Origin of the sequence: Sphaerochaeta globosa str. Buddy, from assembly GCF_000190435.1 — a bacterium.
Classification (GTDB): Bacteria; Spirochaetota; Spirochaetia; order Sphaerochaetales; family Sphaerochaetaceae; genus Sphaerochaeta; species Sphaerochaeta globosa.
This window is the reverse complement of record NC_015152.1, coordinates 1418893-1436259: the sequence shown is the minus strand read 5'-3', so window position 1 is coordinate 1436259 and position 17367 is coordinate 1418893. Positions and strand designations below refer to the sequence as shown.

The following is a 17367-nucleotide window of genomic DNA, read 5'->3' as shown; positions in this document are numbered from 1 at the left end:
TATATTCGGAGGCTTCTCGGTGAAAATCGGTTTGGATGTAGGCTCCACTACAATGAAATGCGTAGTACTCGATGAACAACAGCGTGTTGTTCATCGTGCATACCGCAGACACTATTCTCAAATACCCCAGACTGCTGTACAGATGCTGACACCCCTGCTTCAAACGCTTGGTGATCAGCAAATTTCTGCGACTCTATCCGGTTCGGCCGGAATGGGGCTTTCCCAGCAGCTGCATCTCCCGTTCGTCCAAGAAGTCTATGCTACCCGTATTGCAATCCAACACTATCTGCCGTCAACCGATGTCGTCATCGAGCTCGGCGGTGAGGATGCAAAAATCCTGTTTTTGGGAAAGAACATGGAAGTGAGGATGAACGGAACATGTGCAGGGGGAACCGGGTCGTTCATCGACCAGATGGCCAGCTTGCTGCATATCGACCAAGAACAATTGGACACCCTCGCCCAACAGGCAAAACAAAGCTATACCATTGCCTCCCGCTGCGGAGTCTTTGCAAAAAGTGATGTTCAGCCTCTCATCAACCAAGGAGCGGAAAAAGAGGACATAGCCCTTTCTGTTCTTCAATCGGTAGTGAATCAAACCATTGCAGGTCTGGCACAGGGACGTCCGATCAAGGGTCAGGTTGTGTACCTGGGAGGACCGCTCACATTTCTTTCTTCACTACGCAAGGCTTTTGACCAAACCTTGGGACAGGAAGGCATATGTCCGGAAAACTCCCTCTACTTTGTGGCTTTGGGAACTGCCTTGGCGAAGGTGGAGCACTATCTCTCGCTTTCCGACTTGGTGTATCAACTCGAACATTACCACATGGACAAAGCCTTTACTTCAATTCCTCCCCTTTTTGAGGATATTGGACAACTTGAGGCATTCCGAGCCCGTCATGATCTGGCCAAGCTGCCCAAAGCCGATGCCCTCTCATACAGCGGCCAAGCTTTCCTGGGGGTCGACGCTGGTTCCACCACCGTCAAGGCCTGTGTCATCGATACCGAGGGAAAGCTTCTGTACAGCCGATATCAGCAGAACAATGGCAATCCCGTGCAAGCAGTTAAGGAATTTTTAACCAGCTTTTTGACCACCTACCCCAATATTCAGATTATCAAAGCCTGTTCTACCGGATATGGGGAACTGTTGATCAAGAACGCTTTCGACTTCGAATACTCCTTGGTTGAAACCATGGCACATTACAAAAGTGCACATACCTTCCTGAACGAAGTGGATTTCATCATCGATATCGGAGGTCAGGACATCAAATGCTTCAAAATCGAGAATGGCGTAATCGACGACATATTTCTCAATGAGGCATGCTCATCCGGATGCGGATCGTTTCTGCAAACCTTTTCCAATGCGTTGGGCTACTCTCCTGAAGAGGCTGCCCAGCTGGCCCTTACTGCACAGAATCCTGTCGACTTGGGAAGCCGTTGCACGGTTTTCATGAACAGTTCGGTCAAGCAAGCGCAGAAGGATGGTGCGAGTGTCGCCGATATTTTTGCAGGACTTGCCATCAGCGTGGTGAAAAACGCCCTGTACAAAGTCATCCGTTCCACCGATCCCTCACTTTTGGGCAGGCATATCGTCGTACAGGGAGGAACCTTTCTCAATGACGCAGTACTGCGTTCCTTCGAGATGGAGTTGGGCTGTGAGGTTATCCGCATTGACGAAGCCGGTTTGATGGGCGCCTACGGTTGTGCACTGTATGCACGCGAGCAGCACGACAATGATCACAAGGCCAGCACCACATTGAGCCTGGCGCAACTCTCCTCCTTCTCCCATCGTACGCGCACCGTGCATTGCAAAGGATGCACCAATACCTGTCTGCTAACCATCAACAGTTTCGATGGAGAACGCAAGTTGGTCAGCGGCAACAAGTGTGACCGTATTGTACGACCTGAGAGTTTTGTCAGCAATCCACAAAATCTCAATGTGTACGCATTCAAGCAGCAGTATCTTGCATCGTTGCAGCCCGGGAAAAACAAGAGAGGCAAAATCGGACTTCCCCTGCAGCTTTCTTTCTATGAGCAGCTTCCCTTCTGGCACGCATGCTTGTCCAGTCTGGGCTTCGAGGTTGTCGTCTCCAAGCCTTCTACCAGAAATACCTACCTCAAAGGACAATCCACCATCAGCAGCGATACCATCTGCTATCCCGCAAAACTGATGAACGGTCATATCCAGGAGCTTATCGATGAAGGTGTCGATGCCATCTTCTACCCCTGCTCCAGTTACAATCTCAAGGAAGAAAAGGGGGACAATCATTTCAACTGTCCGGTGGTTGCCTATTATCCGGAGGTGCTCAGACACAATATACCGGCCTTGCTTGAACAGAAGGTCCTGTTCATCAACGACTACCTCAGTCTCGCTGACGAGCGCTTTCTCCCCAATAGACTGCACACTGTTTTGGGCGAGCACTACCACGTTACGAAAGCCGAAGTAAAAAAGGCCTGCAAAGACGGGTATGAAGCGCTGAGCTGCTATCAAATGGCTGTACGGACCCAAGGAGGAATCATCATCGAGGAGGCACGAAGGCGCAACTGGCCGATCATGGTTCTGGCCGGACGGCCTTACCACATCGATGGAGAAGTCAACCACGGTATCGACAGCCTTTTGCTCCAATGCGGATGCGCCGTCCTCAGCGAGGACAGCATCAGCCATTTGGTGCAAAAACAAACGCGTACGGTGCTCAACCAATGGACCTATCATGCCCGGATGTACGATGCTGCAAGGTATGTAACCACGCAACCCGACATGCAAATTATCCAGCTTGTCTCCTTCGGTTGCGGACTGGATGCGGTAACCAGCGATGAAATTCGGGACATTCTCAGACGAACTGATAAAATCTATACCCAGATAAAAATCGACGAGATTGCAAACTTGGGTGCAGTGAAGATCAGAATCCGCAGTCTTCTCGCAGCCCTAGGGGAGTCCTCAAGCCTATGAGTACCGTATTTACCAAAGCAATGAGGAAGGATTACACCATCCTCATTCCCAATATGTCACCGGTTCATTTCAATATTGCGAAAGAAGTCTTCGCAAACCACGGGTATAAGGTTGCCTTGTTGGAAAACCAAGGACCGAATGTCATTCGCGAGGGACTTAGGTATGTGCACAACGACATCTGCTATCCTGCCCAGCTTGTCATCGGCCAATTGATCGACGCAGTCAAGAATGGCAATTTCGATACACACAAGGTCGCTCTTGCCATAACCCAGACCGGGGGAGGTTGCAGGGCGAGCAACTATTTGTTTTTGCTTCGCAAGGCACTGGAAAAGTGCCAACTCTCCCATATTCCCGTAATCAGTCTCAATCTCAAGGGTATGGAAAAGAACCCGGGGTTCAAGCTCACCTTCTTCATGTTGCTGCAGGCTTACAGTGCGTTTATCTATGGCGACTTGCTGATGGCTCTCTCCAATCAGGTACGTCCCTACGAGATACGCAAAGGTGAAGCCGATGCCTTGGTTGCTACCTGGAATCGCTACCTCAGTGAACGATTTGCACACAACAAGGGATACATCGGTTGGGCGATGAAACGCAACCTCAATGAGATTTGCAAGCAGTTTGCAGCCATCCCAGTCAGAAAAGAGGAGAAAATCAAAGTTGGCATCGTCGGGGAGATTTATATGAAATACTCCCCGTTGGGCAACAACAACCTCCAAGCCTATCTGGAGGAACAAGGCTGCGAGGTCATGGTTCCTTCCATGATGGGGTTCCTCTATTATGGGGCTGACAATGCCATTACCGATAAGACGTATTACGGCGGCCGTATTCTCAGCAGCATCGTCACCCAATTCATTCTCAGACAGTTATTCAAGGTTGAGAACATGTCCCGTCAAGCCATGCAGAAATCCGGCAAATTCAATGTACCCATTCCGTATTCCGAGATGAAACAACTGAATGAGGGCTTGATCGACTACGGGGTGAAAATGGGTGAGGGGTGGCTCTTGACCGCTGAGATGCTCGATTTGGTACACGCTGGCTATACCAATATTGTCTGTACACAGCCTTTCGGCTGTCTTCCCAATCATATTTGTGCGAAAGGGATGATCAGGGCGGTCACCGAACGTGCACCCCAAGCCAATATTGTACCCATCGATTACGATCCATCGGCGACCCATGTCAATCAGGAAAACCGGATCAAACTGATGCTTGCAATAGCAAAAGAACACCTCGATGGCAAGAAAAATCCTGAATGAGGGCATCTCCTACTATTCTACTTCCAATTCTTTGATTACATTGGAAGCATGAGAATAGAACGCATTGCACAGCCAAAGGATCTTTCGCGCTTTGTAGCACAGGACCTCATCAGTCTCGCAAGGCAAAAAGAAGGCACGCTTCATATTGCGCTGCCAGGGGGTAGAAGCGCACAGTACCTTGTCGAAGGCCTGCTCTCACTGGACGCCTCTATTCAGAAGCGTCTGCAACTGTATCTGGTCGACGAGCGGCTTGACGGGGAAACAAATCTGGCTACTCTTTTACAAGCAGGCTTTGAAGAAGCCTTTGATCTGAAGCAGCTATCCATCCCCTCCACAACAGACCGGCTTTCATCATCGCTCTTTGACAGGGTGTATTTGGGTGTAGGTGAAGATGGGCACATAGCATCCCTGTTCCCCCATCACTGGCCGGAAAAGAGCCAGGTCCAGGTCGCGGTTATCGAGAACAGCCCCAAGCTTCCGAGAAGAAGAGCCACCCTTACCTTTTTTGGGTTTTCCACGTTGGCCGAGGAGGCAAAGATTTTCCTTTTGTTTCTCGGAGAGGGAAAACGAGAGGCGCTGAATCGACTCTTGGCAGGTAACGAACAAGCAGATACACTACCTTGTATGTTTTTTGCAGACCCGCAGTTCTCTTCTGTGATCATCACAGACCTTAAGGAGTAAGAAGGCCATGAAACGAATCATCATCCAATACGGTGGAACCGGAGACCTTGCACTGAAGAAACTCTACCCTGCATACCAGAACCTCATGGAAAAACAATTCCCCTTCTCTGTACTTGCGCTTGGACGACGATATGCCTCCCGCGAGGAATTTCTGGCAAACTCTGTACCCCAAAATACACCCGCATCGTTTACCGACAACCTTGATTACCTGAACTACGATATGGGTGATGCCGAAGCGGTATCCATCCTCACCGGCAAGCTCAGAACAATGATTGCAGGAAACACAGAAGTCGAGTTCATCTATTATTTGGCACTGCAGCCCTCGCTGTATGAGGATGCAATTCACCAAATCAAGGAAATCGATGCTTCGCTTGACTGTATGTGCACGCTGACCAAGAAAATCGTAGTCGAAAAACCTTTCGGATTCGATCTTGAAAGTGCACTGCGCTATAATGGCATTCTTGAAGAAGCGTTCACGGATAAGGAAATTTTCCGTGTCGATCATTACCTTGGTAAAGAGTTCATGCAGAATTTGCTGCTCATGCGCTTTCATAATGACATCATCCGCAGAATCTGGGACAACAGAACCATCGAATCGATCCAGATTATTTTTGATGAGACCCATGGAGTCGACCAACGTCTTGGTTTCTATGAGAAAATCGGGGTGGTGCGCGATACCATCCAGAATCATATCATGCAAATCATCACCTACCTGACCATGAGTGAGCCGGCTAGCCTGTCACCCGAGGACATTGCCATCGAAAAGGTAAAGGTGCTGCGTTCTATCTCCCCCATCCAAGAGTTCCATATGGGCAGGTATGAATCACTGGGGGTGAACAGCGGTCATGTGGTGCAGACACCCACCTATGCTGCACTGAAGCTCTTCGTAAATACCTATTACTTTGCCGATATCCCCATTTATGTGCGCACAGGCAAAATGCAGAACGAGGCGAAGTCACTTATTTACATCAAATTCAAGAACACCACCAAACAGGTGATGCACGATCAGAGCATTGCAGAGAACGGAGTGATCATCACCATCCATCCGGAGCTGACCATCGATATCTGCATGAACCTGAAAATGCCCAACACCAGTTGGAAATCGAAGCCGGTACGGTTCCGATTCAATCAGAGCGAGACCTTCGGGGCGAACACTCCCGAGGCGTATGAGCAGATCGTGCAAAAAATCCTCATCGGCGACAAGAGCCTCTTTCCTTCCATGAAGGAAATCACTGAATCTTGGAGAATTGTCCAGCCGATGCTGCAAAGCGACTTGGTTGGTGAAGTCTATCCGATCAGAACCCTGCCCCGATTTGCCAGCCAGTTGGCCAAGGACAACGACTTTACGTGGTTCGATGAGACGCAGATTCCAAATCCTTGATGGCTTTTGCTATTTCTTGGCACAACCCCTGATCTGAAGCAAGCACCTCAAACCGAAGCAGGTTGTCCTCGCTCTGGCTCAGTCGCTGGAATACCTGAAACCAGACTCTGTAGATCTCTGTTTGGTCAAGGCCGTATCGGTAGAGATTCGCTCCCAATGAGTTTCCTTGTGCATCCACCGACAGCGTGGTTGCTCCTTTCGATGCCAACAGCATCCCTACCTTCTTGAGGAATACAGCTCGCTCGGAATCATCCTTGATGGAGACCGACCATTCGCGCTCACGAAAAAAACTATCCTGAAGCTTTCGTGCGTTTTCAAACAACGAGGGATTGCGCTTATACGCTTTGAGAATCAGCAGCGTATAGAACAGCGTATTTTCCGAAGCATAGCGCTTACAGTCCAGTCCCTTCAGCTGATAGTAGTAATGAGCCGACTCTTCCACTGCACACAGGTAAAAAGCTTGCGTACTGCTGTTCATCAGCTGTTTGATCGCTGAGTGGCCCGGTTGGACAATTGCAACCTTCCTTCCATGTCGCTGCATTTCGGCAAGCAAGGGAGGCGAAGCCTTTACATCGAAGAGAAAGATAGGATTAGAATCGGATTTGTTCAATTTCGCAAGTTCGTCAGCAATACTGAGCATGACCAACGAGGGGGAAAGCTGTCTACCTTTGTAGAGCAGGTCCATTCTGTCTCCGTCCCCATCGTAGGCGAAGAACAAATCAAGCGGCTGCTCTGTAAGAAAAGCTTTCGCATCGCGCATACTTGTCTCTATGCCTGGATTGGGATCGCCTTGGGGAAAATTCCCATTGGGAATCAGATGCAGGGCCGTGTAGTGAACTCCCAGTTCCCCGAAAGCCCTCGCAATTGCAGGCCCTGCGCTCCCATGCTGAAAATCGCATCCGATCGAGAGGCTATCGACATCACAAGCCTCTACCTGTGCAAGATCCGCCGAATAGGCGATGAATGAAGAAAGGGTATCCAGAACATGAACGTTCCCCACTCTGAGAGGTTTGCCGATAGGCACTTCCTTCTCATAGAGTTTTTGTACTTCCTCAAGCCCGCCAAGCTTTCCATGGCCCATGCTGATCACCTGCAGATTTGGTCCAACAAGCTTCATGCCCAAATAGGAAGCAGGATTGTGACTGGCCGTCACCATGACTGCAGCAGCCTCGGCATGACTCAGACACGCATAATAGAATTGACAGGTGCCGACTGGATTCGGCTCCACGTATACATCCAAACCAGCATTACTGAAAACTGAAATCAACGTCTGTTGAAGCTCTGCTCCCCCCAACCTTGCATCACGGGCAAGCACGACTGAAGAGACGCTGAGGGTATGAATAAAATAGTGGGCTAAAGCGGTACCAAGGCGTACGCCTTCTGTACCGGCGAACGCCTCCCGTTTTGCCCTGATGTCATGTGCTCGGAACAAGGTGTATTGCATTCCTAGGCCCTTGTAAGTGTTCCCTGACCAAGATTGTTGCCGCTTTGTTTGTCAAAGAGGTTGAAAACCCCATGGCCGAAGGAAAGTCCCACACTTTTTCCAACCTCAAAATCTATATCGCCGAACACTACCGAATGGAGACGAATCCCATCCATGGAAAGTGCGATGATGGTCTCCATGCCTGAAGGAAGCGAACTCAGAATTTCTGCTTCAGCATCCGCTTTAGCCTCGGCAACCGCGATATGCTCGGGTCTGAGCCCCAGTACGATGGCCTGCCCTGCTTTAAGGGTGAACTCTTGCTTGGGCGTATACACAAACCGTACATGCTCGCTAAGTTTGAGGATGAACGGATTGCACTGCTCGACCACACCATCGACAAGATTGATGTTCGGAGAACCGACAAAGTCGGCGGTGAAGGTATTGGCAGGTTTGCGATACACTTCAAGCGGCGGTGCATATTGCTGCATATAGCCGTTCTTCATCAGACAGACCATGCTCGAAAGCGTCATAGCCTCAAGCTGGTCGTGGGTTACATAGACAAACGTTGAGTCGGTTTCCCGATGCAGCCGCTTCAGCTCCGAGCGCATTTCCATACGAAGCTTTGCATCGAGGTTGGAAAGAGGCTCGTCCATGAACAGAACCTTCGGCCCGGTAGCCAACGTTCTTGCAATGGCTACCCGCTGTTGCTGGCCTCCACTGAGTTCTGCAGGATACCGTGCGGCAAACTCGCTGATCTTAAGCATTGCGAGCAATTCCTCAACCCTGGTTTTAATGGCATCCTTGGACCATTTAAGATTCTCAAGGCCGAATGCAATGTTCTTATACACAGTCATATGCGGCCATAGGGCATAGTTCTGGAACAAAAAGCCAACATCGCGCTTGTCCGGGGGAACGTCGATACCGTCTTCGCTGGAAAAGACAACCTTGTCGTTGATGGTGATGATTCCCTCCGAAGGGGTTTCAAGGCCGGCGATCATCCTCAAGGTTGTGGTTTTTCCACACCCTGATGGGCCGAGTAAGGTGACAAACGAGCGATCCTCGATGACCATGTTCAAATCATCAACGGCAACGAACTTTCCAAATTTCTTGGTGATATGCTTCAATTCTATCCTAGGCATGAGTTACTCCTCTTAGTTGTTGCCGATTCCCTTGTCGATCGAGGCACCGGTCAGTTTGTTGATCAGCAGGTTGAATCCAACCACAATGACGACGATCATCAGGTTGATGGCGTTGGCGTACTGATTCCAACCTTTTTCGTTGTACTGGAACAGCAAGGTGGTGAGAATCCTGGTCGATGGCGATACAAGCAGGATGAACAATGAAAGCTCGCGCATGCAGCTGATGAATGGCAAGAGATAGCCGCTGATGAACGTGGTTTTCTGGATGGGGAATATGATTTTTGTCATTCGCTTGAACCAGCCGACTCCCATGATCGTTCCTGCTTCCTCAATCTCACCGCTGAGCTGCAGCATCGCGTTGATGCCGCTGCGTGAAGCGAAAGGAAGGTACTTAACCGCACCTACTATGACCAAGAGCCAGAACGAGCCGTACATGGCGGGAATAATGCCCCTTCGAACCGCAAACATTGAAAGGAAAATGGCACCGAAGGCCATGGAAGGCATGAGGTAGGGGAAGAATGTAAGGTTGTTGACCCATGTGGAAAGTTTAGATCCCCTTCTCTTGGCTATGGCATAGCCGCAAAGCATGCCTACCGTTCCCGCAATCAGGCTGATGATGATTGAAAGCTTCAGACTGTTGGTCAGGCCCAGCCAGATGGATGGATTCCGAAGAATGCCCGGCTCGCTGTTGGCAATGTCCGCCCTGCCCTTCCCAATCCAGAACTCGGTGGTGAAGTTGGAGAAGGAGTAGTCACCCGGAGCCATGATGAAGGATTCAATGGCAAAAGAGAAAAGCGGCAGAATGGCGATCATCATCAGAATTGTTACCAGAATGACGGTAAGTGGAGTACGAGCTTTTCTCAAGTTGAAGAGGCTGATGTTCGAGCTCTTGCCGGTGATGGTAGTGTAGCTCTTGCGTCTGCCGGTAATTTTCTGATTGAGCATCAGGATTCCTACACCGATGACAATCATCACCAATGCCATGATGTATCCGTAGCCGGGATTCATGCCATTGAGGGTGCGGTACATCTGGGTTGTCAATACTTGGTAGCGCACCGGGCTGCCCAAGAATGCAGGGACGGCGAAGGCGCTCATGGTAGAGGAAAAGACCAAAAGGAACGTAGACAACAATGCCGGTCGTACGATAGGCAGGGTCACCTTCTGCATGATCTGCCATCGATTGGCATGCAGCAGCATGGCTGCTTCCTCAAGGTTGGCATCCATGTTCCTCAGAATTCCCCCGATGAGGATGTAGGCAAAGGGTGCATAGTGCAGTCCTTGCACGATGACAATGGGAAATAGGCCGTAGGCAAACCAGTTGGGAGTTTCCAAACCGGTGAATACGGTGAAAAGACCGGGGGCTCCCCCGATTCGTGAGTTGCGAAAGAAATTGAGCCAAGCCATGGCCAACGTCCAGGCGGGCATGATGTAGGGAAAAACAAAAACGGTGGAGATGAATGCTTTCGCCCTGATATTTGTCCTGGTTACCGTCCAGGCAAAAAAACCACCGATTATAATGGCAAGAACACAGGAAAGAAAGGCGACCACCATGGTGTTGACAAACGGTTCATAGAAGGTCTTCTGACTGGTAATACCGCTGGCAAACATCTTCGTCCAGTGATACAGCGTAAGCGATCCCACAGGTTTCTTCACAAACCTGGCTTCGCTTGAGTGGACCGTAACGGTATCGAGGATGATGGTCAAAAGCGGTACGAGGGTAAGGTACCCCAATACAACCAGCATAACCACCAGGATGATATTGTGCGGCTTCCTGAAAAAAGCCTTGATCTGATTGAGTTTGCTTTTGGCACTCATGCGTGTATTCCTTTTCAAACAGCCTGCAGGAAAACCTGCAGGCTACATTCCGATCTGGGTGAACGATTAATAGATATACTGATTGAGGAATTCTTCGACTTCTGCACGATTGTCGAAGCAGTAAGCACCTTCCTCTTCAACCAAGAGTGGCATCCATACTTCGAAGGGGAAATCGATGTCTTCCTGAATCGGGTTGTTGGGATTGGCACTGTAGGTTCCACAGTCTGAACCCCAAGGAGAGAACCCTTCCTCAGTGAACAGGTACTCGATGAACAGCTTTGCAGCATGGGGATTCTTTGCACTTTTGGCCATCAGAGCATACAGGCTGTAGTAGAAACCGGAGAACGGCTCCATTTCCATTACCGGCTTGAGTGCAAGGTTCTTACTGGTTGCATACCGGGCCTTGCTGAATACAAACAATCCTACCGGAGGATTTTCGCGCTTTGCATTCTGACCTTTGATTCCGATGTTCTCGGCAATGGTGGTGTCACTGGTACCGACGATCAGGTCGTTCTCATAGATGGCTTTGATCCATTCAAAACCAGCATTTGCAGTGGTAAGGGTTATATCCTTTCCATAGTATGACTTATAAGCATCTGCAATTTTCTTGGACCAATACTCATTGGTGATCATGGTCAAGAAGTTTGCATTGACACCCTCTTGGAACGGATTCTTGAACTGAAGCAGACTCTTGTACTTCGGGTCGGCAAACTGCCAGATATTGTAGTAAGGGCTCTCGGTAAGGCCTTCATCGTTGTAGATGAACACCTTGTTGATAGCAAAAGCCTGCAAGGGATTCTGCATGTTCTTGGGAATCACATCCTTGAATGTCGGGGGTACATAGTTGTACAGGTATCCGGGCTCGATAAGCTCTCCGACGAGTCTTCCAGCATCCTGGGCAAGCACAAAGTCGGCTCCGCTGACTCCAGCCTGGGCTTCCTTGGCAACTTTCTCAATCAGCTCGAAGTCCTTGAGGTTGGAACTTTCAACCTGGATGCCATAGAGCTTGGTAAATCCATCGGCAGCTTTTGCGATACGACTGGTGGTAGCATAGACGACTACCTTTCCTTCTTCCTTGGCACGGGCGACCAGCTCATCGTGGCTGAGTTCCTGAACAACAGGAGCCGGCTCTGCAACGGGAGCTTCCTTCGCACCGGTGGCAAACAAGCCGAGCGGTAAGAGGGCTGCAATGAGAACTAATGCAAGCAGTTTTTTCATAGTTTTCTCCTTTTGGCAGGAGCACACCTATCTCTCCCACCAACAACTACTATAGCATTGCCTCAACAAGCTTGATATGCAAGGTTCTTGTGTTTTTTACCACCAGTTTTACCTGAAATACAAAACAGCCACCAAAAAGGAAGCTTTTCCTCTCTGATGGCTATAAAATTACATTTGATTCAGTACTAAATAAGCACGTGCATCTTTTCCTTGATCGCATGCAAGTTGTCGTTGCCCACCTGGTTCGCCCTACGCGTTCCTTCAATAATCAGTTCCCTGACTTGCTCGCGGTGGCCCTCGTAATAGGCCCTTCGCTCACGAATGGGATCGAGCAGGGAATTCAGTACTTCATTGAGGCGTTTCTTACAGGCGACACATCCGATTTGTGCGTTACGGCACCGGTCGGCAATATCATCCTTCTCATCAGGATTGAACACACAATGGTACTTGTACACATTGCAGATTTCCGGGTGGCCGGGAATCTTGATGGTAATGCGGGCGGGATCGGTAACCGCATTACGTACACGGTCCCAAACTGTCTCAGGAGTATCGGAAAGATAAATGGCGTTACCCAGGCTCTTTCCCATTTTTGCATTGCCGTCGAGGCCGGACAATCTTCCGACTGCGCTGAGTTTGGCCTCGGGTTCCACAATCGAGGTACCATACAGGTCGTTGAACTTGCGTACGATTTTTCGAGCCAATTCAATATGGGGAACCTGGTCCTCGCCGACGGGAACAAGGTTTGCATTGCAGAACGTTATATCAGCTGTCTGACTGACCGGATAGCCAAGGAACCCATAGGTGAGGTCGGCATAGCCATAGTTTTTCGCTTCAGTCTTGATCGTCGGATTGTGCCTGAGTTGGTTTACAGTCACAATCATGGAATAGAAAACCGTCAACTCTGCAATCGAGGTAATCTGGCTCTGTTGCACAAACGTAACCTTAGCAGGGTCCAACCCGACTGCAAGGTTATCCATGGTCACATCGTAGATGCTGCTGTTGATCAGCTCGGGATGTTCAAAGTGAGTCGTCAACGCCTGGACATCTGCGAGCAGAATGAACGTATCGTAACTGTCCTGCAGTTCTACCCTGCTTTTCAGCGAGCCTACATAGTGCCCAAGATGCAAGCGTCCGGTGGTACGGTCGCCGGTCAGGATTCGTTTCTTGTTCTGTTCCACCTGTCTCACTCCTTCTCTTCATCTACTTCCTGTACAGGAATGGCCGAAGAGGGAATGTTGACCCGCATCATGGTGTGCTCAATGTTGCAGGAAGGACAAACGGCTGGAGCCTCGTGCTTGTCCAAGGATTGGACCAGTTCAACTCGTGCCTTGCAAAGCTGGCACTCATACTCATAGGATGGCATCGTATGTATCTCCTCTATGGCTTACAGCATGCCGGTCAGACTTTGTCTGAGAGCCTGCATTTGCTCTTCGCCCAATTCCATATGTTTGATCGTTACTCGATCATCCTCAATCAAAAACATCTGCATCAGGTCTGCAATCTTATAGGGAATCTTCTCCCGCTTCAATCGGGCTATATACCCCGATCGAACCATCTGGGAAAGGGTGGACGCAAGCTTGGTGGTATCCATGGTGATAAAAGCATCCAAGGTGTATGCTCCTGCTTCGTTCTGATTAACAAGCAGCAACATCACCTTCGCCTGCTTGATCACCGTCTCAGGCAAGCCCAATCCCAAATCAAAAAAAGTTTCAGGATGCAGTGAGTAGACGGCGATGGAAGCGTGTGCCATCTGCATCGCAGTCTGGTCGTCGATCAGCCGGTTCTTTGCCTCAAAAGCAGCGTAACTTTCCTCATACGAGGTATTGGTGAACAGGAACTTGTCGTTCTTGGGTGTGTACAACGACAAGGTTCCCTCTTTTTGGGCAAACCACGTAAGTCCATCGGCATTGCTTTTGCGTTCAAACTCTTTGGCGTACATCATGCCGGTATTGATCAAAAACTTAGGGTAGTCACCATCCACCACGCCAAAGGCCGATAGATTGCCGGTTTCCAAGGGATAAGCATCGGAGACGGGCTTCAGGGAAAGAGAGATTCTTCGGGAACGGCGAGCAAACTCCTCGAGGCCGGAAAAAGCACCAGCTACCAAGTCCTGCTCTTTCTGCGCATCGACAGTCACTACGATGATGCCCTCTTCTCCCATTGCTTGGAAGTCATAGTAGGGTCTCCCCTTCTCTGCGGTTGAAACGCAGGAGGAGAGAACAATGACTACCAGGAAAAGAGAAGAAGCAACCTTGAAGAATCTGACCATGCACTTAATCCTTTTCTACTGACAACCTTACCAAATGATCTCCACAATCAATTGCCTCAGTCTCTAGTGTAGCAAAGCTCATCGAGTTGGACAATGTCTCTTTGGCTATCGTCTGCCCATAGTGCTCAAAGACTCGCTGGACCATTTCATCACCGTCCCATGTCAGTCGAATCCTATCGGAAACCTCGAAACCGCTTTCCTTGCGCAGGTTCTGAATGGAACGCACGATATCACGGGCAATTCCTTCCTCAAGCAATTCCTCGGTCACCTTGGTATCGAAGCCAACCGTCAAGTTTCCATCGTTGAGGACTTTTACACCCTCCATCTCGGTGCGTTGTACGATAATTTCGTCCTTGGAAACGGCGATCTCTCCGTTGCTGTACGAGACAGTGTGTGTCCTACCGTCAAGCATGGAGGCAATCACCTTTCCGTCAAAGACGGCAATGAGAGAGGCAACTTCCTTCATATCCTTGCCGAGCTTGCTTCCCAGTACCTTGAAATTCGCCTTTGCACTGTAATCGACCAATTCTGACTCATCGGCACTCAGATGCACTTCCTTGACGTTCAGCTCTTCGGCGATGATGTCCTGCATTGACCTCAAAATCTCCCGCTCGGACTCTTCCCGGTCCACCAAAAACAATGTCTTAAGCGGCTGGCGGGTCTTCAGGTTGTTGGATGCACGCAGAGCTCTTCCCATGGCAATAGCCTTTTGGGTCAAGGACATCTGGCTTTCCAACGTAAGGTCACGCTCCTCGCCTGCATAGTCGGGATACATACAGAGATGGATGCTCTGAGGCATATCGTCGGTACGCAGATTCTGGAAAATTTCTTCGGTGGTGAACGGAATAATCGGGGCAACAGTCTTGATGAAGGTCATCAGTACCTTGTACAGGGTATCGTAAGCCTGTTTCTTGTCCGTATCATTCTCCCCTCTCCAGAACCGCCTGCGGCTGCGTCGGATGTACCAGTTGTTCAGTTCATCGATGAACGGAACAAAGAGTGAACATGCTTTCTGGATGTCATAGGCATCGAAGGCTGCAGTCACTTCCTGGACAAATCGCTGCAAGGCACTGGTTATCCACCGGTCCATGGGATTGGTCAGATCATCGAAAGCCGTCTCTGAGGCCTCATAGCCATCGATGTTCGCATAGGTCACGAAGAACGAGTAGGCATTCCACAAGGGGATGATCAGAGTCTTGAGCACTTCCTTGACCGATTCCTCGCTGAACTTCAAATCCTCGGCCCGGACTACTGCGCTGTTCATCAGAGCGAAGCGGAGTGAATCAGCCCCATAGAGCTTGACAATCTCCATCGGGTCGGTGTAATTCCGCTCGCTCTTGCTCATCTTCTTGCCTTCGGCAGTCAGGACAATGCCGTTGGTAATACAGTGGGTGAAGGCAGGCTTCTCCCAGAGACCGGCGGCGATGACGGTGAGGGTGTAGAACCAACCACGGGTCTGGTCAAGCCCTTCGCAGATGAAGTCTGCAGGGAAATGCTGTTCGAAATATTCCTTATTCTCAAACGGGTAATGCTGTTGGGCGTAGGGCATGGAACCCGACTCAAACCAACAGTCAAGCACATCGCCGATGCGCCGCATGGTACCCTTCCCATCCGGGCTGGGCCAAGTCAAGTCATCGACAAAATGCTTGTGCAAGTCGTCAACCTGCTTGCCGCACTTTGCCTCGAGCTCTGCACGGCTGCCGATAACTTCGATATAATCACTGCCATCGCATTTCCATACAGGAATCGGGTTACCCCAGAAACGATTGCGGCTGATAGCCCAGTCGCGAGCCCCTTCCAGCCACTTGCCGAAACGACCGTACTTGAGGTGTTCGGGCATCCAGGTGATCTGGTCGTTGGAGCTGAGCATATATTCTTTGATTTTGTTGATGTCGACAAACCAACAACTCATAGCCCGGTAAATGAGCGGTTTCTTGGTGCGGTAGCAGAATGGATAGGAGTGCAGATAGTTCTCACGCTTGACCAAAAGGTTGTGTTCCTTGAGGTAGGCGATGATATCCTTATCCGTGTCTTTGACAAAACGACCCTCAAAGTCGGGCACTTCACTGGTGAAGCGACACTCAAGATCGACAGGGCAGACTACAGGAATTCCGCTGCCTTTGAGCACCTGATAGTCATCCTCACCAAAACCGGGAGCGGTATGAACAATACCGCAGCCGTCTTCGGTTGTTACGTAATCACCGTTGACACAGACAAAGGCTCCCTGATCCTTCAGATTGGCAAAATAGGGGAACAGCGGTTCGTACCGCATGCCTTTATAGAAGGAGCCTTTCTGCTCATCTACAATCTCATACGAAGCAGGGTCCTTGTAATAATGCTCCAGACGGGCCTTACCAAGGATATAGTAGTTGTCGTCACTCTTGTCATGCACCTTCACATAGTCGACTTCAGGCCCAAAAGCCAGAGCAAGGTTGGAAGGAAGCGTCCAAGGAGTGGTAGTCCATGCCAAAAAGAAGGTATTCTTTTGGCCGTCGACGGCAAAACGAACCGTAACAGCCTGGTCAACCACATCCTGGTAGCCGCCGAGATTCACCTCAAAATTTGAAAGTGGACTCGCGAGAGCCGGGCTGTAAGGAAGAATGTTATACCCTTCATAGATATATCCCTTATCGAAGAGTGTCTTGAATACCCACCAGATCGATTCCATGTAATTGGTATCCATCGTTCGGTATCCATGATCCCAGTCGACCCAGCGACCCATGCGGTTGATGGTATTCTGCCACTCTTTGGTATAGCGCAGAACAATTGAACGACACTGCTCGTTGAACTTGGCAACACCGTATTTCACAATGGCTGAATGTCCACTGATACCCAGGGACTTCTCCATCTCATATTCAACAGGAAGGCCGTGACAATCCCAGCCGAATCCACGACGAACGCGCTGGCCTTTCATGGTGTGATACCGGGGAATTGCGTCCTTGATAGTTCCGGGAACCAGGTGTCCGAAATGGGGAAGGCCTGTAGCAAACGGAGGCCCGTCGTAGAACACATATTCGTTTTCTGGGGACCTCGATTCGATCGATTTCTTAAAAATATCCTCTGCCTGCCAGAATGACAAAACGTTCTCTTCCATCAGAGGGAAATCCACTTTGGTTGTTACTGGACGAAACATACTCACTCCTTGCATATATGCAATCGCATGAGTGCCATTCTATTCATATCTGCTAGAAATGACAACCTTTGTGAGTGGTTTTTCCCGTTGACGTTCTTTAGTATGCAC

12 protein-coding genes are annotated in these 17367 nt (G+C 49.8%); 4 read left to right on the top strand and 8 right to left on the bottom strand.

What is annotated here, in order from left to right:
* The first annotated feature begins 19 nt into the window (after positions 1–19).
* From SPIBUDDY_RS06755 to SPIBUDDY_RS06740, 4 genes are read left to right on the top strand one after another with little or no spacing between them, the layout of a single operon-like run.
* On the top strand, positions 20–2947 hold the full coding sequence (locus tag SPIBUDDY_RS06755) for an acyl-CoA dehydratase activase-related protein (protein WP_013607001.1): 2928 nt from the start codon (positions 20–22) through the stop codon (positions 2945–2947).
* Positions 2944–4200 carry a 2-hydroxyacyl-CoA dehydratase gene (locus SPIBUDDY_RS16430; RefSeq protein ID WP_013607000.1) on the top strand — a complete coding sequence of 419 codons (1257 nt, stop codon included), beginning with the start codon at positions 2944–2946 and terminating at the stop codon, positions 4198–4200. Before SPIBUDDY_RS06755 ends, SPIBUDDY_RS16430 begins: the two co-directional genes overlap by 4 nt.
* A 48-nt stretch (positions 4201–4248) precedes the next feature.
* Positions 4249–4881: a 6-phosphogluconolactonase gene (locus tag SPIBUDDY_RS15640; RefSeq protein WP_013606999.1), complete on the top strand. Its 633-nt coding sequence runs from the start codon at positions 4249–4251 to the stop codon at positions 4879–4881.
* Positions 4882–4888: 7 nt separating this feature from the next.
* Positions 4889–6262: a glucose-6-phosphate dehydrogenase gene (locus SPIBUDDY_RS06740; protein ID WP_013606998.1), complete on the top strand. Its 1374-nt coding sequence runs from the start codon at positions 4889–4891 to the stop codon at positions 6260–6262.
* Here SPIBUDDY_RS06740 and SPIBUDDY_RS06735 read toward each other — a convergent pair.
* From SPIBUDDY_RS06735 to ileS, 8 genes are all read right to left on the bottom strand, one after another.
* Positions 6225–7706 (bottom strand): phosphohexomutase domain-containing protein, encoded by a 1482-nt coding sequence (locus SPIBUDDY_RS06735; protein ID WP_013606997.1) that lies wholly within the window; start codon positions 7704–7706, stop codon positions 6225–6227. The two genes, SPIBUDDY_RS06740 and SPIBUDDY_RS06735, sit on opposite strands and share 38 nt — an antisense overlap.
* A gap of 2 nt (positions 7707–7708) precedes the next feature.
* Positions 7709–8824, bottom strand: coding sequence for an ABC transporter ATP-binding protein (locus SPIBUDDY_RS06730; protein WP_013606996.1), 1116 nt, complete (start codon positions 8822–8824; stop codon positions 7709–7711).
* A gap of 12 nt (positions 8825–8836) precedes the next feature.
* Positions 8837–10639 (bottom strand): ABC transporter permease, encoded by a 1803-nt coding sequence (locus tag SPIBUDDY_RS06725; protein ID WP_013606995.1) that lies wholly within the window; start codon positions 10637–10639, stop codon positions 8837–8839.
* A 66-nt stretch (positions 10640–10705) separates the two neighbouring features.
* The gene (locus tag SPIBUDDY_RS06720) at positions 10706–11857 is read right to left on the bottom strand and encodes an ABC transporter substrate-binding protein (RefSeq protein ID WP_013606994.1); all 1152 of its coding nucleotides are present in this window, start codon (positions 11855–11857) and stop codon (positions 10706–10708) included.
* A 185-nt stretch (positions 11858–12042) separates the two neighbouring features.
* The gene (gene trpS / locus SPIBUDDY_RS06715; protein WP_013606993.1) at positions 12043–13035 is read right to left on the bottom strand and encodes a tryptophan--tRNA ligase; all 993 of its coding nucleotides are present in this window, start codon (positions 13033–13035) and stop codon (positions 12043–12045) included.
* Between the two features lie 5 nt (positions 13036–13040).
* Complete coding sequence (locus SPIBUDDY_RS06710; RefSeq protein WP_013606992.1) at positions 13041–13220, bottom strand: FmdB family zinc ribbon protein; 180 nt, start codon at positions 13218–13220, stop codon at positions 13041–13043.
* Positions 13221–13241: 21 nt separating this feature from the next.
* On the bottom strand, positions 13242–14126 hold the full coding sequence (locus SPIBUDDY_RS06705; RefSeq protein ID WP_013606991.1) for a hypothetical protein: 885 nt from the start codon (positions 14124–14126) through the stop codon (positions 13242–13244).
* Between the two features lie 4 nt (positions 14127–14130).
* Complete coding sequence (ileS, locus tag SPIBUDDY_RS06700; protein WP_013606990.1) at positions 14131–17259, bottom strand: isoleucine--tRNA ligase; 3129 nt, start codon at positions 17257–17259, stop codon at positions 14131–14133.
* Between the last annotated feature and the right edge of the window lie 108 nt (positions 17260–17367).

What these genes read in the sequence shown, in the direction of transcription:
- SPIBUDDY_RS15640 (WP_013606999.1), top strand. Translation starts at nt 4,249, where the DNA reads ATGAGAATAGAACGCATTGCACAGCCAAAGGATCTTTCGCGCTTTGTA.
- SPIBUDDY_RS06725 (WP_013606995.1), bottom strand. Translation starts at nt 10,639, where the DNA reads ATGAGTGCCAAAAGCAAACTCAATCAGATCAAGGCTTTTTTCAGGAAG.
- SPIBUDDY_RS06710 (WP_013606992.1), bottom strand. Translation starts at nt 13,220, where the DNA reads ATGCCATCCTATGAGTATGAGTGCCAGCTTTGCAAGGCACGAGTTGAA.
- SPIBUDDY_RS06705 (WP_013606991.1), bottom strand. Translation starts at nt 14,126, where the DNA reads ATGGTCAGATTCTTCAAGGTTGCTTCTTCTCTTTTCCTGGTAGTCATT.
- ileS (WP_013606990.1), bottom strand. Translation starts at nt 17,259, where the DNA reads ATGTTTCGTCCAGTAACAACCAAAGTGGATTTCCCTCTGATGGAAGAG.
- SPIBUDDY_RS06730 (WP_013606996.1), bottom strand. Translation starts at nt 8,824, where the DNA reads ATGCCTAGGATAGAATTGAAGCATATCACCAAGAAATTTGGAAAGTTC.
- SPIBUDDY_RS06720 (WP_013606994.1), bottom strand. Translation starts at nt 11,857, where the DNA reads ATGAAAAAACTGCTTGCATTAGTTCTCATTGCAGCCCTCTTACCGCTC.
- SPIBUDDY_RS06740 (WP_013606998.1), top strand. Translation starts at nt 4,889, where the DNA reads ATGAAACGAATCATCATCCAATACGGTGGAACCGGAGACCTTGCACTG.
- SPIBUDDY_RS06735 (WP_013606997.1), bottom strand. Translation starts at nt 7,706, where the DNA reads ATGCAATACACCTTGTTCCGAGCACATGACATCAGGGCAAAACGGGAG.
- SPIBUDDY_RS16430 (WP_013607000.1), top strand. Translation starts at nt 2,944, where the DNA reads ATGAGTACCGTATTTACCAAAGCAATGAGGAAGGATTACACCATCCTC.